The organism is Stutzerimonas sp. LR2 (assembly GCF_055755175.1).
In genome coordinates this window covers 137,136-155,209 of record NZ_JBVTRR010000004.1, presented here as the reverse complement: position 1 = coordinate 155,209, position 18,074 = coordinate 137,136, and the positions used below count along the sequence as shown (strand labels likewise).

Genomic DNA, 18,074 nt, shown 5'->3' with positions numbered 1-18,074 from the left:
TCGCGAACCGCTCGCAAAGTGCCTTTACGGCATTTTTACGTATCGACATGTATGCGAACGGGTCGGCGCGGCAGACCGGAACCATGCGGCAGGTCTTAAGTCTATTTAACGTTCTTCTCGCGGCTCCGCGGCGAGAAAAACGCTGTAAGCGGGCCTCGCGCCGTGCAGCACGTCGAAATCGGACATTGTCGTGTCGTTAACCGGTCATTGCATCGATGACCGCATAGGATCAAGGAATGAATGTATCGCTGGTCATTCTGGCGTTGACTGTCGCCAGTTTTCTTCTGGGTTTTCTTCGCGACCTGTTCATTGCCCGCTCTTTCGGCCTCAGCTGGGAAGCGGATCTCATCTTCGTTGCGCTCATCCTGCCGCTGTTCTTCGAGAACTTCCTCGGCCTGGCATTGCGCGACACCATGATTCCCTACCTCCAGAAGCTACGCAGCCAGTCGCAGTCTCTGTTCGAATCCGTCGCGCGCTGGCTCTACTGGCGCATCATGCTGCTCGGTGGCGCAGCCTGCGCGCTGATCCTGCTGACCAGCTACTGGGTGCTCAACGCCCTGGCGCCGGGCTGGACGCCCGAGCAGGTCGCCAACGGCCAGCTGGTTTTCTGCGTCGGCGCGCTGCTGATCGGCGTCCAGGCCGCGCTGTACTGCCAGGGCGCGCTACTGAACATGGACAACGTGTTCATCATGCCGATGACCCGCACCCTGCTGCTCAATGCCGGCGCGATCATCGGCATTCTGCTGTTCGAGCCCAGCGGCATGGTCATTTTTCTCGGCATGCTGCTGCCGCAGGTGGTGCTGATCGTCCTGCAGCATCGGCGCATCCATTACCTGCGCGGTGAGGCGATGCCGCTCGAGAAAGGCCATGGCAGCCAGTTCGGCCTGGCTTTCGCGCCCATTCTGCTGGCAGCCGGTGCGCAGCAGGCCTGCATACTGGCCGAGCGGATGTTCGCCTCGTTCCTTGAGGAAGGTAGCATCACCATGCTGTCGTTCGCGTTCCGTATCGTCACGATCCCGCTGACCCTGTATGCCATGTCGGTGCTGTCGGTGCTGTTCCCGCAGTTCTCCTCCAGCTGGAACGACGAGGACCACAACGCCCACGCCGCGGTGATCCGCAAGGGGCTGCTGGCGACTCTGCTGTTCCTGGTGCCGGCGACCGTGGTGCTGTGCTCCTTCCCGGAAGCCGTGGTGGCGGTCCTGCTGGAACGCGGCGAATTCGGCGCTGCGCAGACCCAGGCCACCGCCTCGCTGATGGTCATCTACGCGCTCGGCCTGCCGGCTATGGGTCTCGCGCTGCTCTGGGGGCGCGCGCTGCTTGCGCAGCATCAGGCTCGCCTGTTCCTGGTCATCACATTGATCAGCTCGACCATGACCATCGCGCTCGATGCAGTGCTCTATCGGCATTACGGCGCCGCAGGGCTGGCGCTGGCGTTCTCCAGCGGCGCCGCGCTGCAGGCACTGTTCATGGGCCTGTTCGTCTATCGCGCCTCGCCGCGCGGTGCCGGCGTACCGGTGCTGGTGCGCTGGCTGGCGACGGCAACCGTGCTGGCGGTGGCGCTGCATTTCGTACCGCAGCCAGAGGGGTTCATCCAGCTGTGCCTGTATATCGGCCTGGTGCTGATAGGCTTCGCCGCTGGCGTGATGCTGCTGGGTGAGCGGGATCTGTTCAAACCTGGCTACTGGTCCATGCGCAAGGCCTGAGGGGCGTAAACGGCGGTAAGCGATTGCCGCATCTTCCCGCAATCAATCGCACAAACGAAAAGGCCGCTGCAGATGCAGCGGCCTTTTGCTGTGCGCGTCGCGCTCAACCACCCAGGGCAAGCATCCCCATCGTGTTGATGCAGGGGGCCGTCCAGCCTTCCGACTTCGACTCGACTTCCACCAGCCGCGGTTTGCGCTGCTCCATGACGATATCCAGGGCGCGGCTCGGCAGGATGTCGATATCGTCGAAGGTAATGATCTGGCCAGGCTCGACGGCACGCTTGAGCGCCGTCTTGCGCAGCAGGCCGATCGGCACGTGGTCCGGATGCTGGGCCAGCTTGATCGCCTCACCGCGGAACTGGAAGCCGCCGATGCCACGCTCGATCAGCTCGCCCGGCTTCATGGCGCGCTTGGCGATGGCGGCAACCCCGAGGGTCGGCTCGGTCGAGTTGTTGAGCAGCACGCCGCCGCCGCTGAGCACGCGGCGTACGGTCTTGCCCACTTCCAGCGAGCACAGATGGAACGGCCGCACCAGCGTGTAGAACGGGCCGCGTCCGAGCTTGAAATACTCGATGGCCCGGGCTTGATCCTCGTCGTGCCTGCCCACCAGGAACACGCCGCCAGCCGGATAGCCGGAGGGGATCACGTAATCGACGATGGGCTGCCCGACCCGTTCGGCCATCATGCCGAGCAGGCTGGCGCTGTCGTCCAAATTGGTCGAGGCGAGACCTTCCATACCCTGACGGGTGATGGTCGCACCCAGCCCGTTGCCGATGATCACCTGCTCGATCTGCACCTTGGTGCCGTCGGTGAAGGATGTCGTCTGATCGACGCTGATGCCTTGCCGGTTGGCCCAGTAGGCCATGTCCTCGGGGGAAGGGTCATGGTTCAGATAGCCCTTCATGTTGCCGTAGACCAGCGGCTGGAAGCCCATCTGCAGCGCATCCTCACGCAAGGCCGCCAGCGAACCGGGCTGATCGCCCTCGGCTTCCGTGAGAAAGCCCTTGCCCGCCAGGTACGAACCTGTGGTGACCTGCAACTCGGCGTTGACAGTCACGACCTTCAAGCCGGCTTCGAAGGCGCGCTCAATGACGGCCGTTCCGTGGAACACATCACCACTGCACTCGACGATCAGATCGGAATTGTCGATCAGCTCGTCCAGCGAATTGGTAAGGACGTCCGCCAGCGGGAAGTCGGTCATCGTCGAAAGTGGTCGGCGCGTGAGGACACGGGAAATCTGCATGTCCTGATAGTGCTGTTTGATCAACCGGACGAAGCCGTGGGCGATCATTCCGGTTCCGGATACACCGATTCTTTTGATTTCTGAGGTAGGCATAACTGAATCCATTCAATGGGCATCAGCTCTATGACAGCAGCCGTGCGAAAAGATTTTTTAAAAAAGCTGCCTAATTGCCATGTTTGTGGCGCTGCGCTCACCCTTGAAATCCTGGGCACGGGCATGACGGAAAGTAGTTGGCCACCTCGGTTTGCGCTAATTGACGACGACAGACGGTTTCGCTTGAACTGCTGGCTTTCCGTCGCCAAAAAAAAACGGCGAGCCCCATCAGGGCTCGCCGCCGAGCTGCTAGCGGTGCACTTCAGCCAAGCGAGGCGATGGCCGCCTCGTAGTTCGGCTCGCTGCCGATCTCGCTGACCAGTTCGCTGTGCAGTACGCGGTCCTGCTCATCCAGCACGATCACCGCGCGTGCGGCGACGCCTGCCAGAGGGCCGCTGGCCAGGGCCACGCCGTAGTCGCGAAGGAATTCGGCACCGCGCATGGTGGACAGGTTGACCACGTTCTCCAGCCCTTCGGCACCACAGAAACGCTTCTGCGCGAACGGCAGGTCGGCGGAAATGCAGAGCACCACGGTGTTTGCCAGGGCGCTGGCCTGGGCGTTGAACTTGCGTACCGAGGTGGCGCAGGTCGGCGTATCGACGCTTGGGAAGATGTTGAGGATCTTGCGCTTGCCGGCAAAGGCCGCAAGCTCGACGTCGGCGAGGTCGGCGCCTACCAGGCGAAACGGCTTGGCCTGCTGGCCGGCCTGCGGAAACTCGCCGGCTACCTGGACGGGGGTGCCTTTCAGGGTGACTTCTGTCATTGCTTCGCTCCTCGATGGGTGACACGAAAAGGCCGCGGGGCCATCAGCCCCACGGCCTGAAAGAGGGCCCGAGTGTAGCCTCGGACCGCCGATCGGTGAACCGCCAGCTAGGGCGATTACCGACCGTTATCGGACATCAGCTGCGCGCGAAATACTCCTTGGTCAGCTTCACCACGACCGGGCTCAGCAGCAGCAACGAGACCAGGTTGGGGATCGCCATCAGGCCGTTGAGCGTATCGGCCAGCAGCCAGGCGAAGTCCAGCTGAGCGATCGCACCGAAGGGCACCGCCAGCACCCAGATCACGCGGAACGGCCAGATGGCCTTGGTACCCACCAGGAATTCCCAGCACTTTTCGCCGAAGTAGCTCCAGCCAAGGATGGTGGTGAAGGCGAAGACCACCAGCGCGATGGTCAGGATCACCCCACCGATGCCCGGCATCGCCGACTCGAAAGCCGCCGCAGACAAAGCCGCGCCGCTGGCGCCGCTGGTCCAGACGCCGGTACAGATGATCGCCAGGCCGGTCATCGAGCAGACGATGATGGTGTCGATGAACGTGCCCAGCATACCGATCATGCCCGAGCGCACCGAGCTGGTGGTCGTACCGGCGGCCTGGGCGATACCGGCGGTACCGAGACCGGCCTCGTTGGAGAAGATCCCGCGCGCGACACCGAAGCGGATTGCGGCAATCACCGCGGCACCGGCGAAACCGCCAGTGGCGGCGATCGGCGTGAAGGCATGGGTGAAGATCAGGTCGAACGCGGCCGGGATCGCGGAGGCATTCACCACCAGCACCACCGCGGCAGCGATCAGGTAGGCCAGGCACATGAAGGGAACCAGCGACGCGGCCACAACGCCGATGCGGCGGATACCGCCGAGAATCACCAGGCCGACCACGACCATGGTGATCAGGCCGGTCGCCCACAGCGGCACCGAGAAGGTGGTTTCCAGCGCGTGGGCCATGCTGTTGACCTGCACCATGTTGCCAATGCCGAAGCCGGCCAGCCCACCGAAGATGGCGAACGCAGTGCCAAGCCAGACCCACTTCTTGCCCAGCCCGTTCTTGATGGCATACATCGGGCCGCCGACATGCTCGCCACGGTCGTCCTTTTCGCGGTAGTGAACCGCCAGCACGACCTCGCAGTACTTGGTGGCCATACCGACCAGCGCGGTGCACCACATCCAGAACAGCGCGCCCGGGCCGCCGAGGAAGATCGCCGTGGCGACGCCGGCGATGTTGCCGGTACCTACCGTTGCGGCCAGCGACGTCATCAACGCCTGGAACGGGCTGATCTCGCCGGTGGATTCGTCGCCCTTGGCACGACCGCGCCACATCAGGGCGAAGCCGGTACCAATGCGGGTCAGCGGCATGAACTTGAGCATGATCATCAGCACCAGGCCGGTGCCAAGGATCAGGACCAACATGGGCGGGCCCCAGACGAGGCCGTTAATGGTGTTGACGAGGTTGTTCAGAAATTCCATTCGAGCACCTTATTTCTTATAGGCGAGTTCCCTCGCGTTGGGGTCGCGCTACCGTGGAGCCGTTGAAAAACATGACGCTTGTGGCGGTGGTTTTTCAGCGACCAGGTAACGACGATTCCGATCCGCCTCTGGAGCTTGTAAGCGCTGAGGTCGACAGCACTTTGCAAGACTCGTGCTAGAGCGTTGCGCGGCGGTGACCGCGACGGTCGGAAGCGTGGATGCTACCACTGCATTCGCTCGTTGGGCGCGGGGCAATCGCGCCAGATTCGATGATCGAATCGACGCCGGAATCAGACCGAACGGTCAAACCCTGCAAGCCCGCGTCCGCCGAATCGCAAATGGCACGGAAAGCGAACTCAGCGTAGCCCAGTCTGGTGCACGCGCCAGTGGTCGCTGACTCGCACTGGTGCGGCGGCGCGGCAAGGGAGCGGCCTGACCGGCGCACGGCGTCGGACGCCACGCACCAGCGCCGTGCCGCGGTCAGAAATCGCGGCGATAGAAGACGTCGAGCGAACTGGCCAGGCCGCTTGCCGCTTCGAGAAAGATACGTCGGGTCAGCTGATAACGCAGGGCAATGGTGTTGGTCGGTTCGAACACGCCCACGCCGTAGCGCAACGCCAGACGTTCGGTAAGCCGTCCGGTGGCGACCACACTGGTGCCGGCGCCCGTTCCCTCTGTGTCGAGCTGGAAGTCCTGGATGCCGAGCCGCTGCGCGAGTCCGCCGGTGATCGATGAACTGCCAGCCAGGCCGAGCCCCAGCGCGGCCTGGGCCAGCAGATTGTTATCGCCGGAATCGGCGCCCAATGGCCGACCCAGGACGAGATAGGCCAACGCCTGTTCCTGACTCATGGCCGGTTCGGAGAACACATCGATACGCGGTTGCTCGGCGCTGCCGGTGATGCGCAGGCCGGCAACGACGTTCTCCGCCTCGATCCGGCGGATCGCCTCGATATTGAGGAACGGCTGGCTGATCAGGCCGGTGAACAGCAGCTCGGCCCGGCGGATGGTCAGCCGCTGGCCATAGGCGCGATAGCGGCCGTTCTTCAGCTGCAGCTCGCCACGGGCATCCAGGTTGTCGCCGATATGCAGGTAACCGGCAAGGTCGGCGGTCAGGCCGAAGCCGGAGAAGCGCAGGCGGTCCTGGCCGACCTCCACATCGATATCCATCTTCACCGCCAGTGGCGTGGCCTCCTCCTCGGCTTCCCGGCCGACGATCACGGTGTCCTCTGAGACCTTCACCGTCGCCGGAGGCAGTTCACGCACGGTGATCGCGCCCCGTGGCACCTCGACCCGACCGCTGACCGCCAGCTGCTGGCCACTCAGCACGATGCGCAGATCCGGCTCGACCTCGAGATCCGCGTAGGGCTCGACCACCACCGGCAGGCGGTCGCCCTTGATGGCCAGGTCCAGGTCCAGCTCGTCCTGCCAATCCAGCGTACCGCTGAGGCTGCCGCGCCCCTGCTCGCCGGCACGCCAGCCGCCATCGATGTTCAGGCGCTCGCCCTCGATCAGCAGGCGTACCCGCAGATCCTCGAAGGTGGTAGGCAGTTCGCTGCCGGCGATTTCGCCGCCGGTCAGCAGCAATTGGCCGTTCAGGGTGGGTTGCTGCAGGCTGCCGGCGAGCTGGCCACTGCCATTCAACTCGCCGCGCAGGCGCTCCACCATCGGCACGAAGGGTCGTGCCACTGCGAGATCGAGACCGCTGAGGCGGAACTCGCCGTCGATCGGCTTGGCTTCGGGACGCGGGTCGATACGCAGCTGCACGTCCAGGTCGCCCAATTCGCCACCGGCAAAGCGCAGCTCGCTGTCGACCCGTTCAGGCCGCAGGCGGCTATTGAGCGCCAGGGTCTGGTAGGGAAAGTCGTGCCACTGATCCGCATCGCGGATACGCAACACGCCGGGGCCGGCGTCGACCTGCACCTGCCCGTTGGGCCCTGCCGCAGGCAGATCCAGTTCGATGTCCGCGTTCAGCTCACCCTGCCAGGCGAAATCCTCGGGCAGGTAGTCGGCCAGGGATTGCAGGGCGAAGTCGCGCAGCCGATAGCGGATCCGCGGATCAGGCATCAGCCGCTGATCTTCGGCGCAAAGGCTGGCGGGACCGGAAAGCCAGCAGTGCGCGCCGAGATCGAGGCGGCCATCGGCCAGGCGCTGCAACCACGCCGGGCGTTGTAGCGCCCAGTTCTGTTGCTGCGCGCTGAGCTCGCCGCGGGTGAGCCGGCCGATCCAGTCATCGCCGCGTAGACCACCGTCGAAGGCCAGCAACAGGTCGAGCAGTGGCCCCTGCAGTTCCAGCTCGGCCTGGTGCTGCGCGGCGGTGCCCTGGCCGTTCAGCTGCAGGGTTCCCAGGTCGGTTTCGCCGGCGCGGATGCGCTCCGCACTCAAGGTCAGGCGGCCACGCTCGCCTTCGGACAACTCGCCCTGGACGCTCAGCCGCCGCGCCCGGTTGTCCTGATAGCCAAGGTTGCGACCGTCGAGTGCGACGGTGCCACTCGGTGCATCCGCGGTTCCGCCGAGCCTGATCTCGCCGGCGAGCTGGCCGTGCAGATCAGGCCAGAGCTGCGCCAACCGGCTCAGTTCCAGCTGCAGTTGCCCGTCCAGCGTCTGCGCCCAGCGGCCGCTGCCATGCACACGGTTGTCTCCCATGCGCAGATCGATGCTGGGCAGGTTCCAGCTTTCGCCCTGTCCGTCGGCCTGTAATTGCAGGCTGGTGGCCTGCCCACGCAGCCGGCCAGCGATGTCCAGCTGGGCCTCGGCCTGCAGAAGTTCGTCGCGCAGCGCGCCGCTGGAGCGCAACGTGCCACCGAGCCTGCCCGGCAGCTCCGCCAGCCAGTAGGCGGGATCGAGATCGCTCAGCGCCAGGTCGGCCCTCCAGTCGATGCCGTCCGCGAAACCGACGCTCAGCGAACCGCTGGCGCTGCCCTGCCCGGCCCGCAGCGCCAGCTGCGGTAGATGCACGGCTTCGAGATTGCCGCTGACCGGACTCGCCAGCGTGAAATCCCCGGCCGGTCCGGTGATAGACGAGTCGAAGTTGCCGAGGTAGTTACCGTTGTCGTACTGGACCTGCGCGTTAAGTTCGCGCAGCGTCACAGGCGGCTCCTCGAGCTCGGGGTAGAGCCGGCGCCAGGGAAAGTCGCGCCACGCCAGCTCGGCGTTGGCGGCCAGGCCGTCCTGCCAGGCGACGTCGCCGCTCAGGCGCACCCGGCGCTGTTGGCCGGCATCCAGTTCGAGCACGGAGATCTGCGCGCCGCTCGGATTGACCACGCCTTCGAGCGCCAGGCGCACGGCGCCACCCTCGCCCGGCAGGCGACCAGTACCGAGCAGGCGGTAGCCGTCTCCCATGTTGCCGCTGGCAGTGAGCTCCAGCTCATGCACACGCAGGGTTTCGGGCAGATCGGGCACGGCCTTGAAGCCGTCGGCGGTGAGCCTGATGGTCGCCGGCAGCTGCTCGTCCAGCGCACGGACATGACCGCTTAGCATGCCGTCGAGGTAACCCTGGCTTTCGACCTCGAGCCGCACCTGCTCGCGCAGATCACCCTCGATGGCAATCTGCAGGGCCCACGGCTGCTCGTCCGGCGAGCGCAGTGCGGCCTGCCCTTGCAGCTGCAGCGGCCATGCACCACTGGGCTGCAGACGGCCGTCGAGCACCAGGTCGAGGTCATCCCGGCGCAGCTCCAGACGGTGGATGTCCAAGCCGTCCGCGCGCCAGTCGGCCTGCACGTGCAGACGACGCAGCTGTTCGCTTTCGTTGAGCGTCAGCCGCCCGATCTCGATACGCTCGACCTGCAGCGCCAACGGCAGCTTCAGCTCCGGCAGGCTGAACGGCTCGGCGTTCGGGTCAGGCTCGGATGGGGCGAAACTGAGTTCGATATCCCCGGTCACCAGCTCTTCGATGCACAGAGTGCGTTTGAGCAGGCACGCCGGTGACCAGGCCAGACGCGGTTGTTGCACCTCGACGCGATCCTCGCCCTGCGTCCAGACCAGGCGCTCGGCCTGCCAGCGCTGGCCGAGCCGGCCTTCGAACGCTTCCACGTTGAGCCCAGGCACTTGCGCCAACAGCCAACGACTACCGCTCGTGGTGCCCAGCAGCGTGCCAAGGCCGATCATAACCAGCAGCAGCAAGGCCAGCAGCGTCAAGCCAATACCCCACAACAGCCGCCTCACAGTTCCGGCCCCATGGAGAAGTGCAGCCGCACGCCACCCTCGCTATCCAGCGGGTGGGCCAGGTCGACGCGAATCGGCCCGACCGGCGAGACCCAGCGCACGCCGACACCGACTGCGCTCTTCAGGGTCGGGATCTCCAGCGAATTGAATGCGTTGCCCTGATCGACGAAGGTCGCGATCCGCCATTTCTCGGCGATGGAATACTGATACTCGGCGCTGACAGCGAACTGATAGCGACCGCCGATCTTGTCGCCGTCGGAGTTGGTTGGCGACAGGCTCTGATAGTCGTAGCCACGCACGCTCTGATCGCCACCGGCGAAATAGCGCAGCGATGGCGGCACGTTGACGTATTCATCCGTCCAGTTGCCGCCCAGTTGCACCCGACCGAGGAAGCGATGGCGCTGCCCCAGGGTGGTCAGCCCGCGCAGCAGCACATTGGCGTGGATCAGGTCGGCATCGGAAAACACGCCGTCCTTGGCCGCCGCCACTTCGAACTGCAGGCGGTAGCCCTGGCTGGGATCGATGCGGTTGTCGCTACGCAGGTAGCTGTAAGCGACGCCGGGCATCAGCAGCGTGCTCAGCCCTGAATCGTCGCCGAGGCGGTATTCCTCGTGCTGCCATTTCAGCGAGAGCACCCGTAACCAGCCACCGGGCAGGCGGCTGTGCCATTCCGGGCCGACCTTGAGCAGACGGCTCAGCGTGTCAGTGCCGGCAATCTCCTCGTACTGGTAACCACCGACGAAGCGCAGCTTGTCGGTCAGCGGCGGATCGAGCGGAATGTCGTACCAGAGCCCGACGTTCTGCCGCGGTGCGGAGAGTTCGGTTTCCGCGCCATAGCTGTGCCCTTGCGGGTTGACCCAGTGGCGCGTCCAGTTCAGGCGGATGCGCGGCCCGACGTCGGTGGAATAGCCAAGGCCGAGGCCGAAGGTGCGCGGCTTGCGGGTGGTCAGGGCAACGGCGACGGGAATGCGCTGCTCACTGGCGCTGGCGGGGTTGGCATCGACCCGCACGCCCTCGAAATAGCCGCTGGACTGCAGCGCTTGGCTGAGTTCGGCGATCAGCTCGGAGTCATAGGGCGTATCGGCCTTGAACGGCACCATGCGCGAGAGCAGGTCGTCATCGAATGGCGCATCGCCCTCGAAGCGCACGTCGCCGAGGCGATAGCGCGGCCCGCTGTCGAATACCAGCTCGACATCGGCGGTGTTCTCCCGGGGGTCGACCGCCAGGCGCTGGCGGGTGAAGCGCCCGTCGAAATAGCCGTAGCGCGAGGCCTGGTTGAGGAACTGCTGCTTCACGTCCTCGTAGCGACCATGATTGAGTACGTCACCCTGACGCAGGCTGCGCTGGGCGACGCGAAAGCCCGAAAACTCGGCCGCTGGCCCTTCCAGGCGCACGGTGATGTTGCGCAAGCGCACCGGTTCGCCGGTCCGCACTCGCAGCACCAGGGTCGGTTCCTCCCCCTCGCGCACATCGGTTCGGATGCGGCTGCGGTAATAGCCAAGCGCCTGCAGCGCTTTCTCAGCCTGACGCTGCGCCACCCGGCTGTAGCGCAGCAGCTCGCGCGCATCCCGATCGCCCAGGTCGCCGATGTAGTTTTCGATATTCTCCCGCAACGCGCGGTTTTCCGGCTCGACCCGTACGTCCAGCTCGGCCGCGCCGGCCTGGACGCCGCTCAACATCAGGATCGCGATTGCGGCTACCAGCAGGCCGACTCGGTTCGTTTTACGCATGGCGCGCAATGCTAGCACGGGCTGTCTGGCATGCCCGAGCACGCGGGCCAGAGGGTGTGTAAGGCGACTTTGCGGGGGGACGGGCATCGGCTGACATCGCGAGACTTCAGTCCAATCAGACTGACCCGGCCGGATAAAATTCGCCCACACCTAGCGTGCCGCTTCCATCCGCCGGGGCGCCGGATGGAAGAAGACGTGTTCGACGACCGGCCCTACTGCCACCTGGCCGATTTCTTCGTAGCCTTGCCGTTGATAGAAGTTCAGGTAGCGCGGGTTGCCGGTGTCGATGACCAGGCCCTGGGAGGTTTCGTCCTCGGCGCACCACTCATGCACTGCTTCCAGCAACTGCTCGCCATAATGCTGGCCCTGGAACTGCGGGTGCACGCCAAGCAACGGCAGCAGGTGCACGGCACCGCTGGGCAGGCAGGCGAGCACCGCGGCGTGGTAATCCAGGTAGCGCCGCGTGCAGCGAAAACCGGCAGTCAGCAGCATCCGTGCCCGCCAGGCCCAGCTCTCGGTAATGTCCAGCCGACGCTGCGGCGGCGCGATCAGCGCAACGGCGATCAGCCGGTCGTTCAGCAACAGCCCCAGCGCCGGTTGCTGTTGCAGGAAATGCTGGTTCACCAGTTCACGCACCGTGGCGCGGACCCGCTGCTGATAGCCCGGGCGGTCGGCCTCGAAGAGATAGGCAAAGGTCGGTTCGTGGCGGTAAGCGTGATACAGCAGCGAACGGGTTTCGCGGTCGTAACCACTGTCGAGCGTGCGAACCTCGGCGGACATCGGCATGACGACTCTCGGCTTTTCATGATGGATGATTGCAACTTAGCAGCGCTTCGCGCGGCCCGCCATGTCGACGGATGACCAGCGGTGCGCGGCACGACAATCGCCATGACGGTGCCTTTGTACCCGTCACGTGGTGTCTCTAGAATCAGCCCTTCAAGTCCATCAGTTACGGTGCGCGCCGTTGATGCGCGGCGCCGACAGCGTCCTCTTCCATGGAACTCTCATGAAAATTGTTTCCTTCAACATCAACGGCTTACGAGCCAGACCTCACCAGCTTTCTGCGATCATCGACAAGCATCAGCCGGACGTCATCGGCCTGCAGGAAACCAAGGTGGCCGACGAGCAGTTCCCGCAGGCGGAGATCGAGGCCCTCGGCTATCACGTCCACTATCACGGACAGAAAGGTCACTACGGCGTCGCCCTGCTCTCGCGCCAGGCGCCGCTGGAAGTTCACAAGGGCTTTCCCAGCGACGGCGAGGAGTCGCAGAAGCGTTTCATCTGGGGCCGTTTCGCCGATGCAAACGGCCAACCGGTCACCGTCATGAACGGCTACTTTCCCCAGGGGGAAAGCCGCGCCCATCCGGTGAAGTTTCCTGCCAAGACCAAGTTCTATGCCGATCTGCAGGCCCTGCTCGAACAGCGTTTCAGCCCGGACGAATCGCTGGCGCTGATGGGTGACTTCAATATCTCGCCGCAGGATTGCGACATCGGCATCGGCGAGGTGAACGCCAAGCGCTGGCTGCGCACCGGCAAGTGCAGCTTCCTGCCGGAGGAGCGCGAGTGGCTGGAGCGGATCAAAGGCTGGGGCCTGCAGGACAGCTTCCGCACCCTCAATCCGGATGTGGTCGATCGATTCAGCTGGTTCGACTATCGCAGCCGTGGCTTCGAGGACGAGCCGCGTCGCGGCCTGCGCATCGACTACATCCTCACCACCCATGCGCTGCATGAACGGGTGACCGATTGCGGCGTGGACTACGATATCCGCGCGATGGAGAAGCCGTCCGACCACTGTCCGGTCTGGATCGAGCTGCGTTGAACGCCATCGATACCACGCCGGGCGCGCCGTCTGTCATCTTTCGGTAACCGGATCGTCTTAATCTCGCGGCCTTCAACAAGGAGGTCGCACGATGGCGCCATGTTTCGCTGCTGGACGGTTCTGGATTCGGCTTTTCTCTCCTCTGCTGCTGGCGGTGGCAGCCAGCAGCTCGACCGGCGCCCTCGCCGCACTGCCGATCCCGGCAGACGGGTCCGCGGTACTGCGCATCCACGGCTCCAACACCGTTGGCGCCAAGCTGGCCCCCATGCTCATCGCCGGGCTGTTCGAAGCCGAGGGCTTTCAGGACATCAGCATTCGGCCGACCGAGGTCGAGAACGAGCAGCGGGTCAGCGCTCGCACGCCTCAGGGCAAAGCGGTAATCGCCACGGTGGCCGCGCATGGCACCGGTACCGGCTTCGCTGGGCTTAAGAATGGTCAGGGTGATCTCGCAGCAGCGTCCAGGCCGATCAAAACCAGCGAGCGCGCCGAGCTGGCCGAGCTGGGGGACATGCGAAGCGCCAAGGCGGAACAGGTGATTGCCATCGATGGCCTGGCCATCGTCGTGCATCCGGGCAACCCCGTCGATTCATTGACCACCGCGCAACTCGCCCGGCTGTTCGCCGGCGAAATCCGCAACTGGCGCGAGCTCGGCGGACAGGACCTGCCGGTGCGGCTGCACGCGCGCGATGACCGTTCCGGTACCTACGACACCTTCAACGAGCTGGTATTGGCGCGTCAGGGCAAGTCGCTCTGGAGCGATGCCCGCCGCTATGAATCCAACGACGAGCTGTCCCGGGCGGTCACCCTGGATGCAGGCGCCATCGGCTTCACCGGCCTGGCCTCGCTGGGCAAGGCCAAGGCGCTGGCCATCGCCGATGGCGACTCGCAACCGATGCTGCCCTCCCGCGCCCTGGTCGCGACCGAAGACTACCCGTTGTCGCGCCGGCTGTTCCTCTATGCCCATCCGCGCAAACAGTCGCCCTGGACCGAGGCCTACATCGAGTTCATCCATAGCAAGGCCGGCCAGACCATCGTCGAGCGATCCGGCTACGTCGCCCAGCATGTCGAGGCGATTCGGCAAACCGCCCTTGCCGACATGCCCGCCTTCTATCAACAGCTGGCGAGCGAAGCCCAGCGCCTGACGGTCAACTTCCGCTTCGAGGAAGGCAGCGCCCAGCTGGACAACAAGGCCCAGCGTGACCTCGAGCGGGTCGTCGAATACCTGCGCGATAACGGCAAACTCACCGACAGCGCGGCGTTGGTGGGCTTCGGCGATGCGACGGGCGATCCGGCGCGCGCGGCACTGCTGTCCAAGCTGCGCGCCATGACGGTGCGCCGCGAACTCAACAAACGAGGAGTGTTTCTCAAGGAAATCAATGGGATGGGTTCCGAACTTCCAGTTGCCTCCAACGATGCGGGAAGCGGCCGGGTGAAGAACCGCCGGGTGGAAGTCTGGGTCTACTAGCAGTGCAAGATCGTATCGGCGACCGGCCACCGGCGTACTGTCTCGGTGCCGGCGCCGCGTTTAAGCTCGGCGGATTTCCAGCAGCAGGAATCCTCCATGTACCTCGTCTGTGGTGAAGCGCTTTTCGATGTGTTCACGGGCCCGGGCGCCAGCGGCAATCGCCTGAATCTGGAAGCGGTGGCCGGCGGTTCGCCGTATAACGTGGCGGTCGGCCTGGCGCGACTGGACGTCAAGGCGGCGCTGCTCGGCGGATTGTCCAACGATCACTTTGGCCAGCGCCTGCTCGGTCTGCTGCAGAAGGAAGGCGTCGATACCGGGCAGCTGGTGATCTTCGATGCACCGACCACGCTGGCGATGGTTGCGCTGGGCAACGATGGCGCGCCGGTCTACAGCTTTCGCGGTGACGGCTGTGCCGACCGTCTGCTGCAGCCCGAGCAGTTGCGGCCGCTGCCCGACAGGGTCCGCGGCATCCACTTCGGTTCCTACTCGCTGGTGGCCTCGCCCATCGCCGAGACGCTGCTGGAACTGCTGCGCCGTGAACAGGCACAACGCCTGATTTCCCTCGACCCGAACGTGCGGCTCAACGTCGAGCCTGATCTTGCCCGCTGGCGCGAGCGGGTCGAGGCCTTCGCCGAGCAGGCCCATCTGATCAAGGTCAGTGACGAGGATCTGCGCCTGCTTTACCCGGGCGTCGAACCACATGGCATTGCCGAGCGCTGGCTGGGCAACCGCGCCGAGCTGGTGGTGATCACGCGGGGTGGCGATGGCGCGCAGCTGTTCAGCCGGCAGCACGGCCAGCTCGCTATCGCTGCGCAGCCAGTGACGGTGTGCGACAGCGTAGGCGCTGGCGACACGTTCCAGGCCGCCCTGCTGGCCTACCTGACCGAACAACGGCTGGATACCCCAGCGGGGCTCGCACAGATGTCGCCGGCACAGCTGCAGGCCATGCTCGAATTCGCCAGCAAGGCGGCAGCCATCACCTGTTCCAGACGTGGTCCGGAGCTGCCTTACCGATACGAAATTGCCTGAGCGATTTTGCCATCGTCGCCAGAGCGGCTATAACGCTTCGATGCCTTTCTCGACAACGGACCCTGCATGAGAGCGTTGAAGATCTCCGACCCGTCCTACGAACTCATGGACGATCACCATGGCAACTCACTGATCTACCGCGAGCACGGTTTCCCCTGCCCTCTGGTGCGCTGGCACAACCACAAGGAGTACGAGCTGCATCTGATCGTCGCCAGCTCGGGCAAGGTTTTCGTCGGCGACTACGTGGGCAATTTCGGGCCGAACAGCCTGTTTCTCACCGGTCCGCACCTGCCGCACAACTGGATCAGCCAGGTCGAGGAAGGCGAAGTCGTGGCCAAGCGCGACATGCTGGTCAACTTCACCGACGAAATGCTGGAGGCCGGCCACAGCGTGTTCTCCGAGCTGCGCAGTTTCACGCCGATGCTCGAACGCTCGCGTTACGGCATCGAATTTCGATGCCCCAGCACCATCGACCAGGCCGGCGAGCTGATGCAGCGGATCGCCGACAGCCGCGGCGCCACTCGCCTCGGCTACTTTCTGATCATGCTCGAGCTGCTGGCGCGGTGCGACGACTACCAGCTGCTCTCCGGCGCCACCTCGGCACAGCTGAGCGACGAACACCATGCCGACCGCACCAACATGGCGGTCAACTACATCTTCGAGCACTACATGCGTGAACTGCCGCTGGAAGAAGTCGCCAGCCATCTCGGGATGAAACCCACCTACTTCTCGCGCTTCTTCAAGCGCGCCACCGGCCGCTGCTATGTCGAGTTCGTCAACAGCCTGCGCATCAGCAAGTCCTGCGAGCTGTTGCTCGATCAGGACAAGCCGGTTACCGACGTCTGCTTCGAGTCGGGCTTCAACAACCTGTCCAATTTCAATCGCCGCTTTCAGCAGCTCAAGGGCATGACGCCGTCCTGCTATCGCCGCCTGGTCGAACAACGGCTAACCGAACAGAACCTGGCCGGCTGATACGCTTCCGGCCAGCCGAATTCGACGCCCTCTTCCTCGTCCGTTGCTCCGCACACCTCTCTAAGGTCATGGAAAAGCCTTGTTCTTGAGCCTCTTGAAGGCGTCTGGGTAGTGGCACCGTGGGCGGTCGACCTCAGTCCAAGGAGTGCAAAAACGTATCGGTAGAAGTGCAGTCACGGCTTTGTCGCGCTGCCACTTCGGGCGCTGTAATGCCCACGAGACGCTCGTAGCGCAGTACGCGGGCAACAACAAAAACAATAACTGCTTCAGGTTCCGGCCTGGAGGGGAGTCCACGAATGAAAGCATTCCACTTGCTGCTCGGCACCGCCTGCATCGCCTCGCTCGGCATGGCCCAGGCCGCCGAAACCCTCACCGTCTCCACCGTCAACAACGCGGACATGATCCGCATGCAGCGCCTCTCCAAGACCTTCGAACGGCAGCACCCCGACATCAAGCTCAACTGGGTGGTGCTGGAGGAAAACGTCCTGCGTCAGCGCCTGACCACCGACATCGCCACCAACGGTGGGCAGTTCGACGTGCTGACCATCGGTATGTACGAAGCCTCGCTGTGGGGCGACAAGGGTTGGCTCGCTCCGATGACCGACCTCCCTGACGACTACGACCTGGACGACGTATTCCCCTCGGTTCGCGAAGGCCTTTCGGTCGATGGCACCCTCTACGCGCTGCCCTTCTATGCCGAAAGCTCGATGACCTACTACCGCACCGACCTGTTCGAACAGGCCGGCCTGCAAATGCCCGAACACCCCACCTGGACCCAGATGGCCGAGTTCGCCGAGAAGCTGCACAAGCCTGGCGAGGACCAGTACGGCATCTGCCTGCGCGGCAAGGCCGGCTGGGGCGAGAACATGGCGCTGGTCACCACCGTCGCCAACGCCTTCGGCGCGCGCTGGTTCGATGAGAAGTGGCAACCCGAATTCGACGGCCCCGAATGGACCAAGGCGGCCAGGTTCTATGTCGACCTGCTCAGCCAATACGGCCCGCCCGGTGCCTCCAGCAATGGCTTCAACGAAAACCTGGCGCTGTTCAACAGCGGCAAATGCGCCATGTGGGTCGATGCGACCGTTGCCGGCTCCTTCGTGACCGATGAATCGCAGAGCAAGGTCGCCGACAAGGTCGGTTTCACCTTCGCACCGCAGGAGACCACCGACAAGGGCTCGGCCTGGCTGTACTCCTGGGCACTGGCGATCCCGACCAGCTCCCAGCAGAAGGATGCCGCCAAGGCCTTCACCGCCTGGGCGACTTCCAAGGACTACGCCAAGCTCGTCGCCGAGACCGATGGCGTCGCCAACGTGCCGCCGGGCACGCGCGAGTCCACCTACAACGAGCAATACATGGCGGCCGCGCCGTTCGCGGAGATCACCCTGGAGTCGCTCAAGCAGGCCGATCCCGCCTCACCATCGGCCAAGCCGGTGCCCTACGTCGGTATCCAGCTGGTCACCATCCCTGAGTTCCAGGCCATCGGTACCCAGGTCGGCAAGATGTTCTCCGCCGCGCTGACCGGGCAGATGCCGGTCGAGCAGATGCTTACCGCGGTGCAGCAGTCGACCACCCGCGAAATGAAACGCGCCGGTTATCCCAAGTAGACCAGCCGCACG

The 18,074-nt window shown here is 64.5% G+C and carries 12 protein-coding genes; 6 read left to right on the top strand and 6 right to left on the bottom strand.

The annotated features are described in order from the left end of the window. Positions 1 to 236: 236 nt before the first annotated feature. Positions 237 to 1,703 (top strand): murein biosynthesis integral membrane protein MurJ, encoded by a 1,467-nt coding sequence (gene murJ / locus ACVRRC_RS15190; RefSeq protein ID WP_011913308.1) that lies wholly within the window; start codon positions 237 to 239, stop codon positions 1,701 to 1,703. 103 nt (positions 1,704 to 1,806) lie between these two features. Here murJ and ACVRRC_RS15185 read toward each other — a convergent pair whose 3' ends face one another. The 6 genes from ACVRRC_RS15185 to ACVRRC_RS15160 all read right to left on the bottom strand — a co-directional run bounded on the left by ACVRRC_RS15185 (position 1,807) and on the right by ACVRRC_RS15160 (position 11,959). Continuing rightward, entirely contained in the window at positions 1,807 to 2,994 is a 1,188-nt protein-coding gene (locus ACVRRC_RS15185; protein WP_011913309.1) for an NAD(P)-dependent oxidoreductase, read from the bottom strand. A gap of 307 nt (positions 2,995 to 3,301) precedes the next feature. Continuing rightward, on the bottom strand, positions 3,302 to 3,802 hold the full coding sequence (tpx, locus tag ACVRRC_RS15180) for a thiol peroxidase (protein ID WP_011913311.1): 501 nt from the start codon (positions 3,800 to 3,802) through the stop codon (positions 3,302 to 3,304). Between the two features lie 136 nt (positions 3,803 to 3,938). Next, positions 3,939 to 5,282: an alanine/glycine:cation symporter family protein gene (locus tag ACVRRC_RS15175; protein WP_011913312.1), complete on the bottom strand. Its 1,344-nt coding sequence runs from the start codon at positions 5,280 to 5,282 to the stop codon at positions 3,939 to 3,941. A 480-nt stretch (positions 5,283 to 5,762) separates the two neighbouring features. Further along, positions 5,763 to 9,443 (bottom strand): translocation/assembly module TamB domain-containing protein, encoded by a 3,681-nt coding sequence (locus ACVRRC_RS15170; protein ID WP_472997180.1) that lies wholly within the window; start codon positions 9,441 to 9,443, stop codon positions 5,763 to 5,765. Beyond that, on the bottom strand, positions 9,440 to 11,122 hold the full coding sequence (locus ACVRRC_RS15165; protein ID WP_234492909.1) for an autotransporter assembly complex protein TamA: 1,683 nt from the start codon (positions 11,120 to 11,122) through the stop codon (positions 9,440 to 9,442). Before ACVRRC_RS15165 ends, ACVRRC_RS15170 begins: the two co-directional genes overlap by 4 nt. A gap of 201 nt (positions 11,123 to 11,323) precedes the next feature. After that, positions 11,324 to 11,959 carry a GNAT family N-acetyltransferase gene (locus ACVRRC_RS15160; RefSeq protein WP_011913315.1) on the bottom strand — a complete coding sequence of 212 codons (636 nt, stop codon included), beginning with the start codon at positions 11,957 to 11,959 and terminating at the stop codon, positions 11,324 to 11,326. A gap of 220 nt (positions 11,960 to 12,179) precedes the next feature. On the opposite strand from ACVRRC_RS15160, the gene xthA reads away from it, so the two are divergent. From xthA to ACVRRC_RS15135, 5 genes are all read left to right on the top strand, one after another. Next, a complete protein-coding gene (gene xthA, locus ACVRRC_RS15155) occupies positions 12,180 to 12,992 on the top strand; it encodes an exodeoxyribonuclease III (RefSeq protein WP_256068679.1) in 813 nt (270 codons plus the stop codon). A gap of 91 nt (positions 12,993 to 13,083) precedes the next feature. Further along, positions 13,084 to 14,457 (top strand): phosphate ABC transporter substrate-binding/OmpA family protein, encoded by a 1,374-nt coding sequence (locus ACVRRC_RS15150; protein ID WP_048329125.1) that lies wholly within the window; start codon positions 13,084 to 13,086, stop codon positions 14,455 to 14,457. 96 nt (positions 14,458 to 14,553) lie between these two features. Then, complete coding sequence (locus tag ACVRRC_RS15145; protein ID WP_407043374.1) at positions 14,554 to 15,486, top strand: carbohydrate kinase family protein; 933 nt, start codon at positions 14,554 to 14,556, stop codon at positions 15,484 to 15,486. A gap of 66 nt (positions 15,487 to 15,552) precedes the next feature. Further along, on the top strand, positions 15,553 to 16,458 hold the full coding sequence (locus ACVRRC_RS15140; protein WP_011913319.1) for an AraC family transcriptional regulator: 906 nt from the start codon (positions 15,553 to 15,555) through the stop codon (positions 16,456 to 16,458). 296 nt (positions 16,459 to 16,754) lie between these two features. After that, a complete protein-coding gene (locus ACVRRC_RS15135; RefSeq protein ID WP_472997179.1) occupies positions 16,755 to 18,062 on the top strand; it encodes an ABC transporter substrate-binding protein in 1,308 nt (435 codons plus the stop codon). Positions 18,063 to 18,074: the final 12 nt, after the last annotated feature.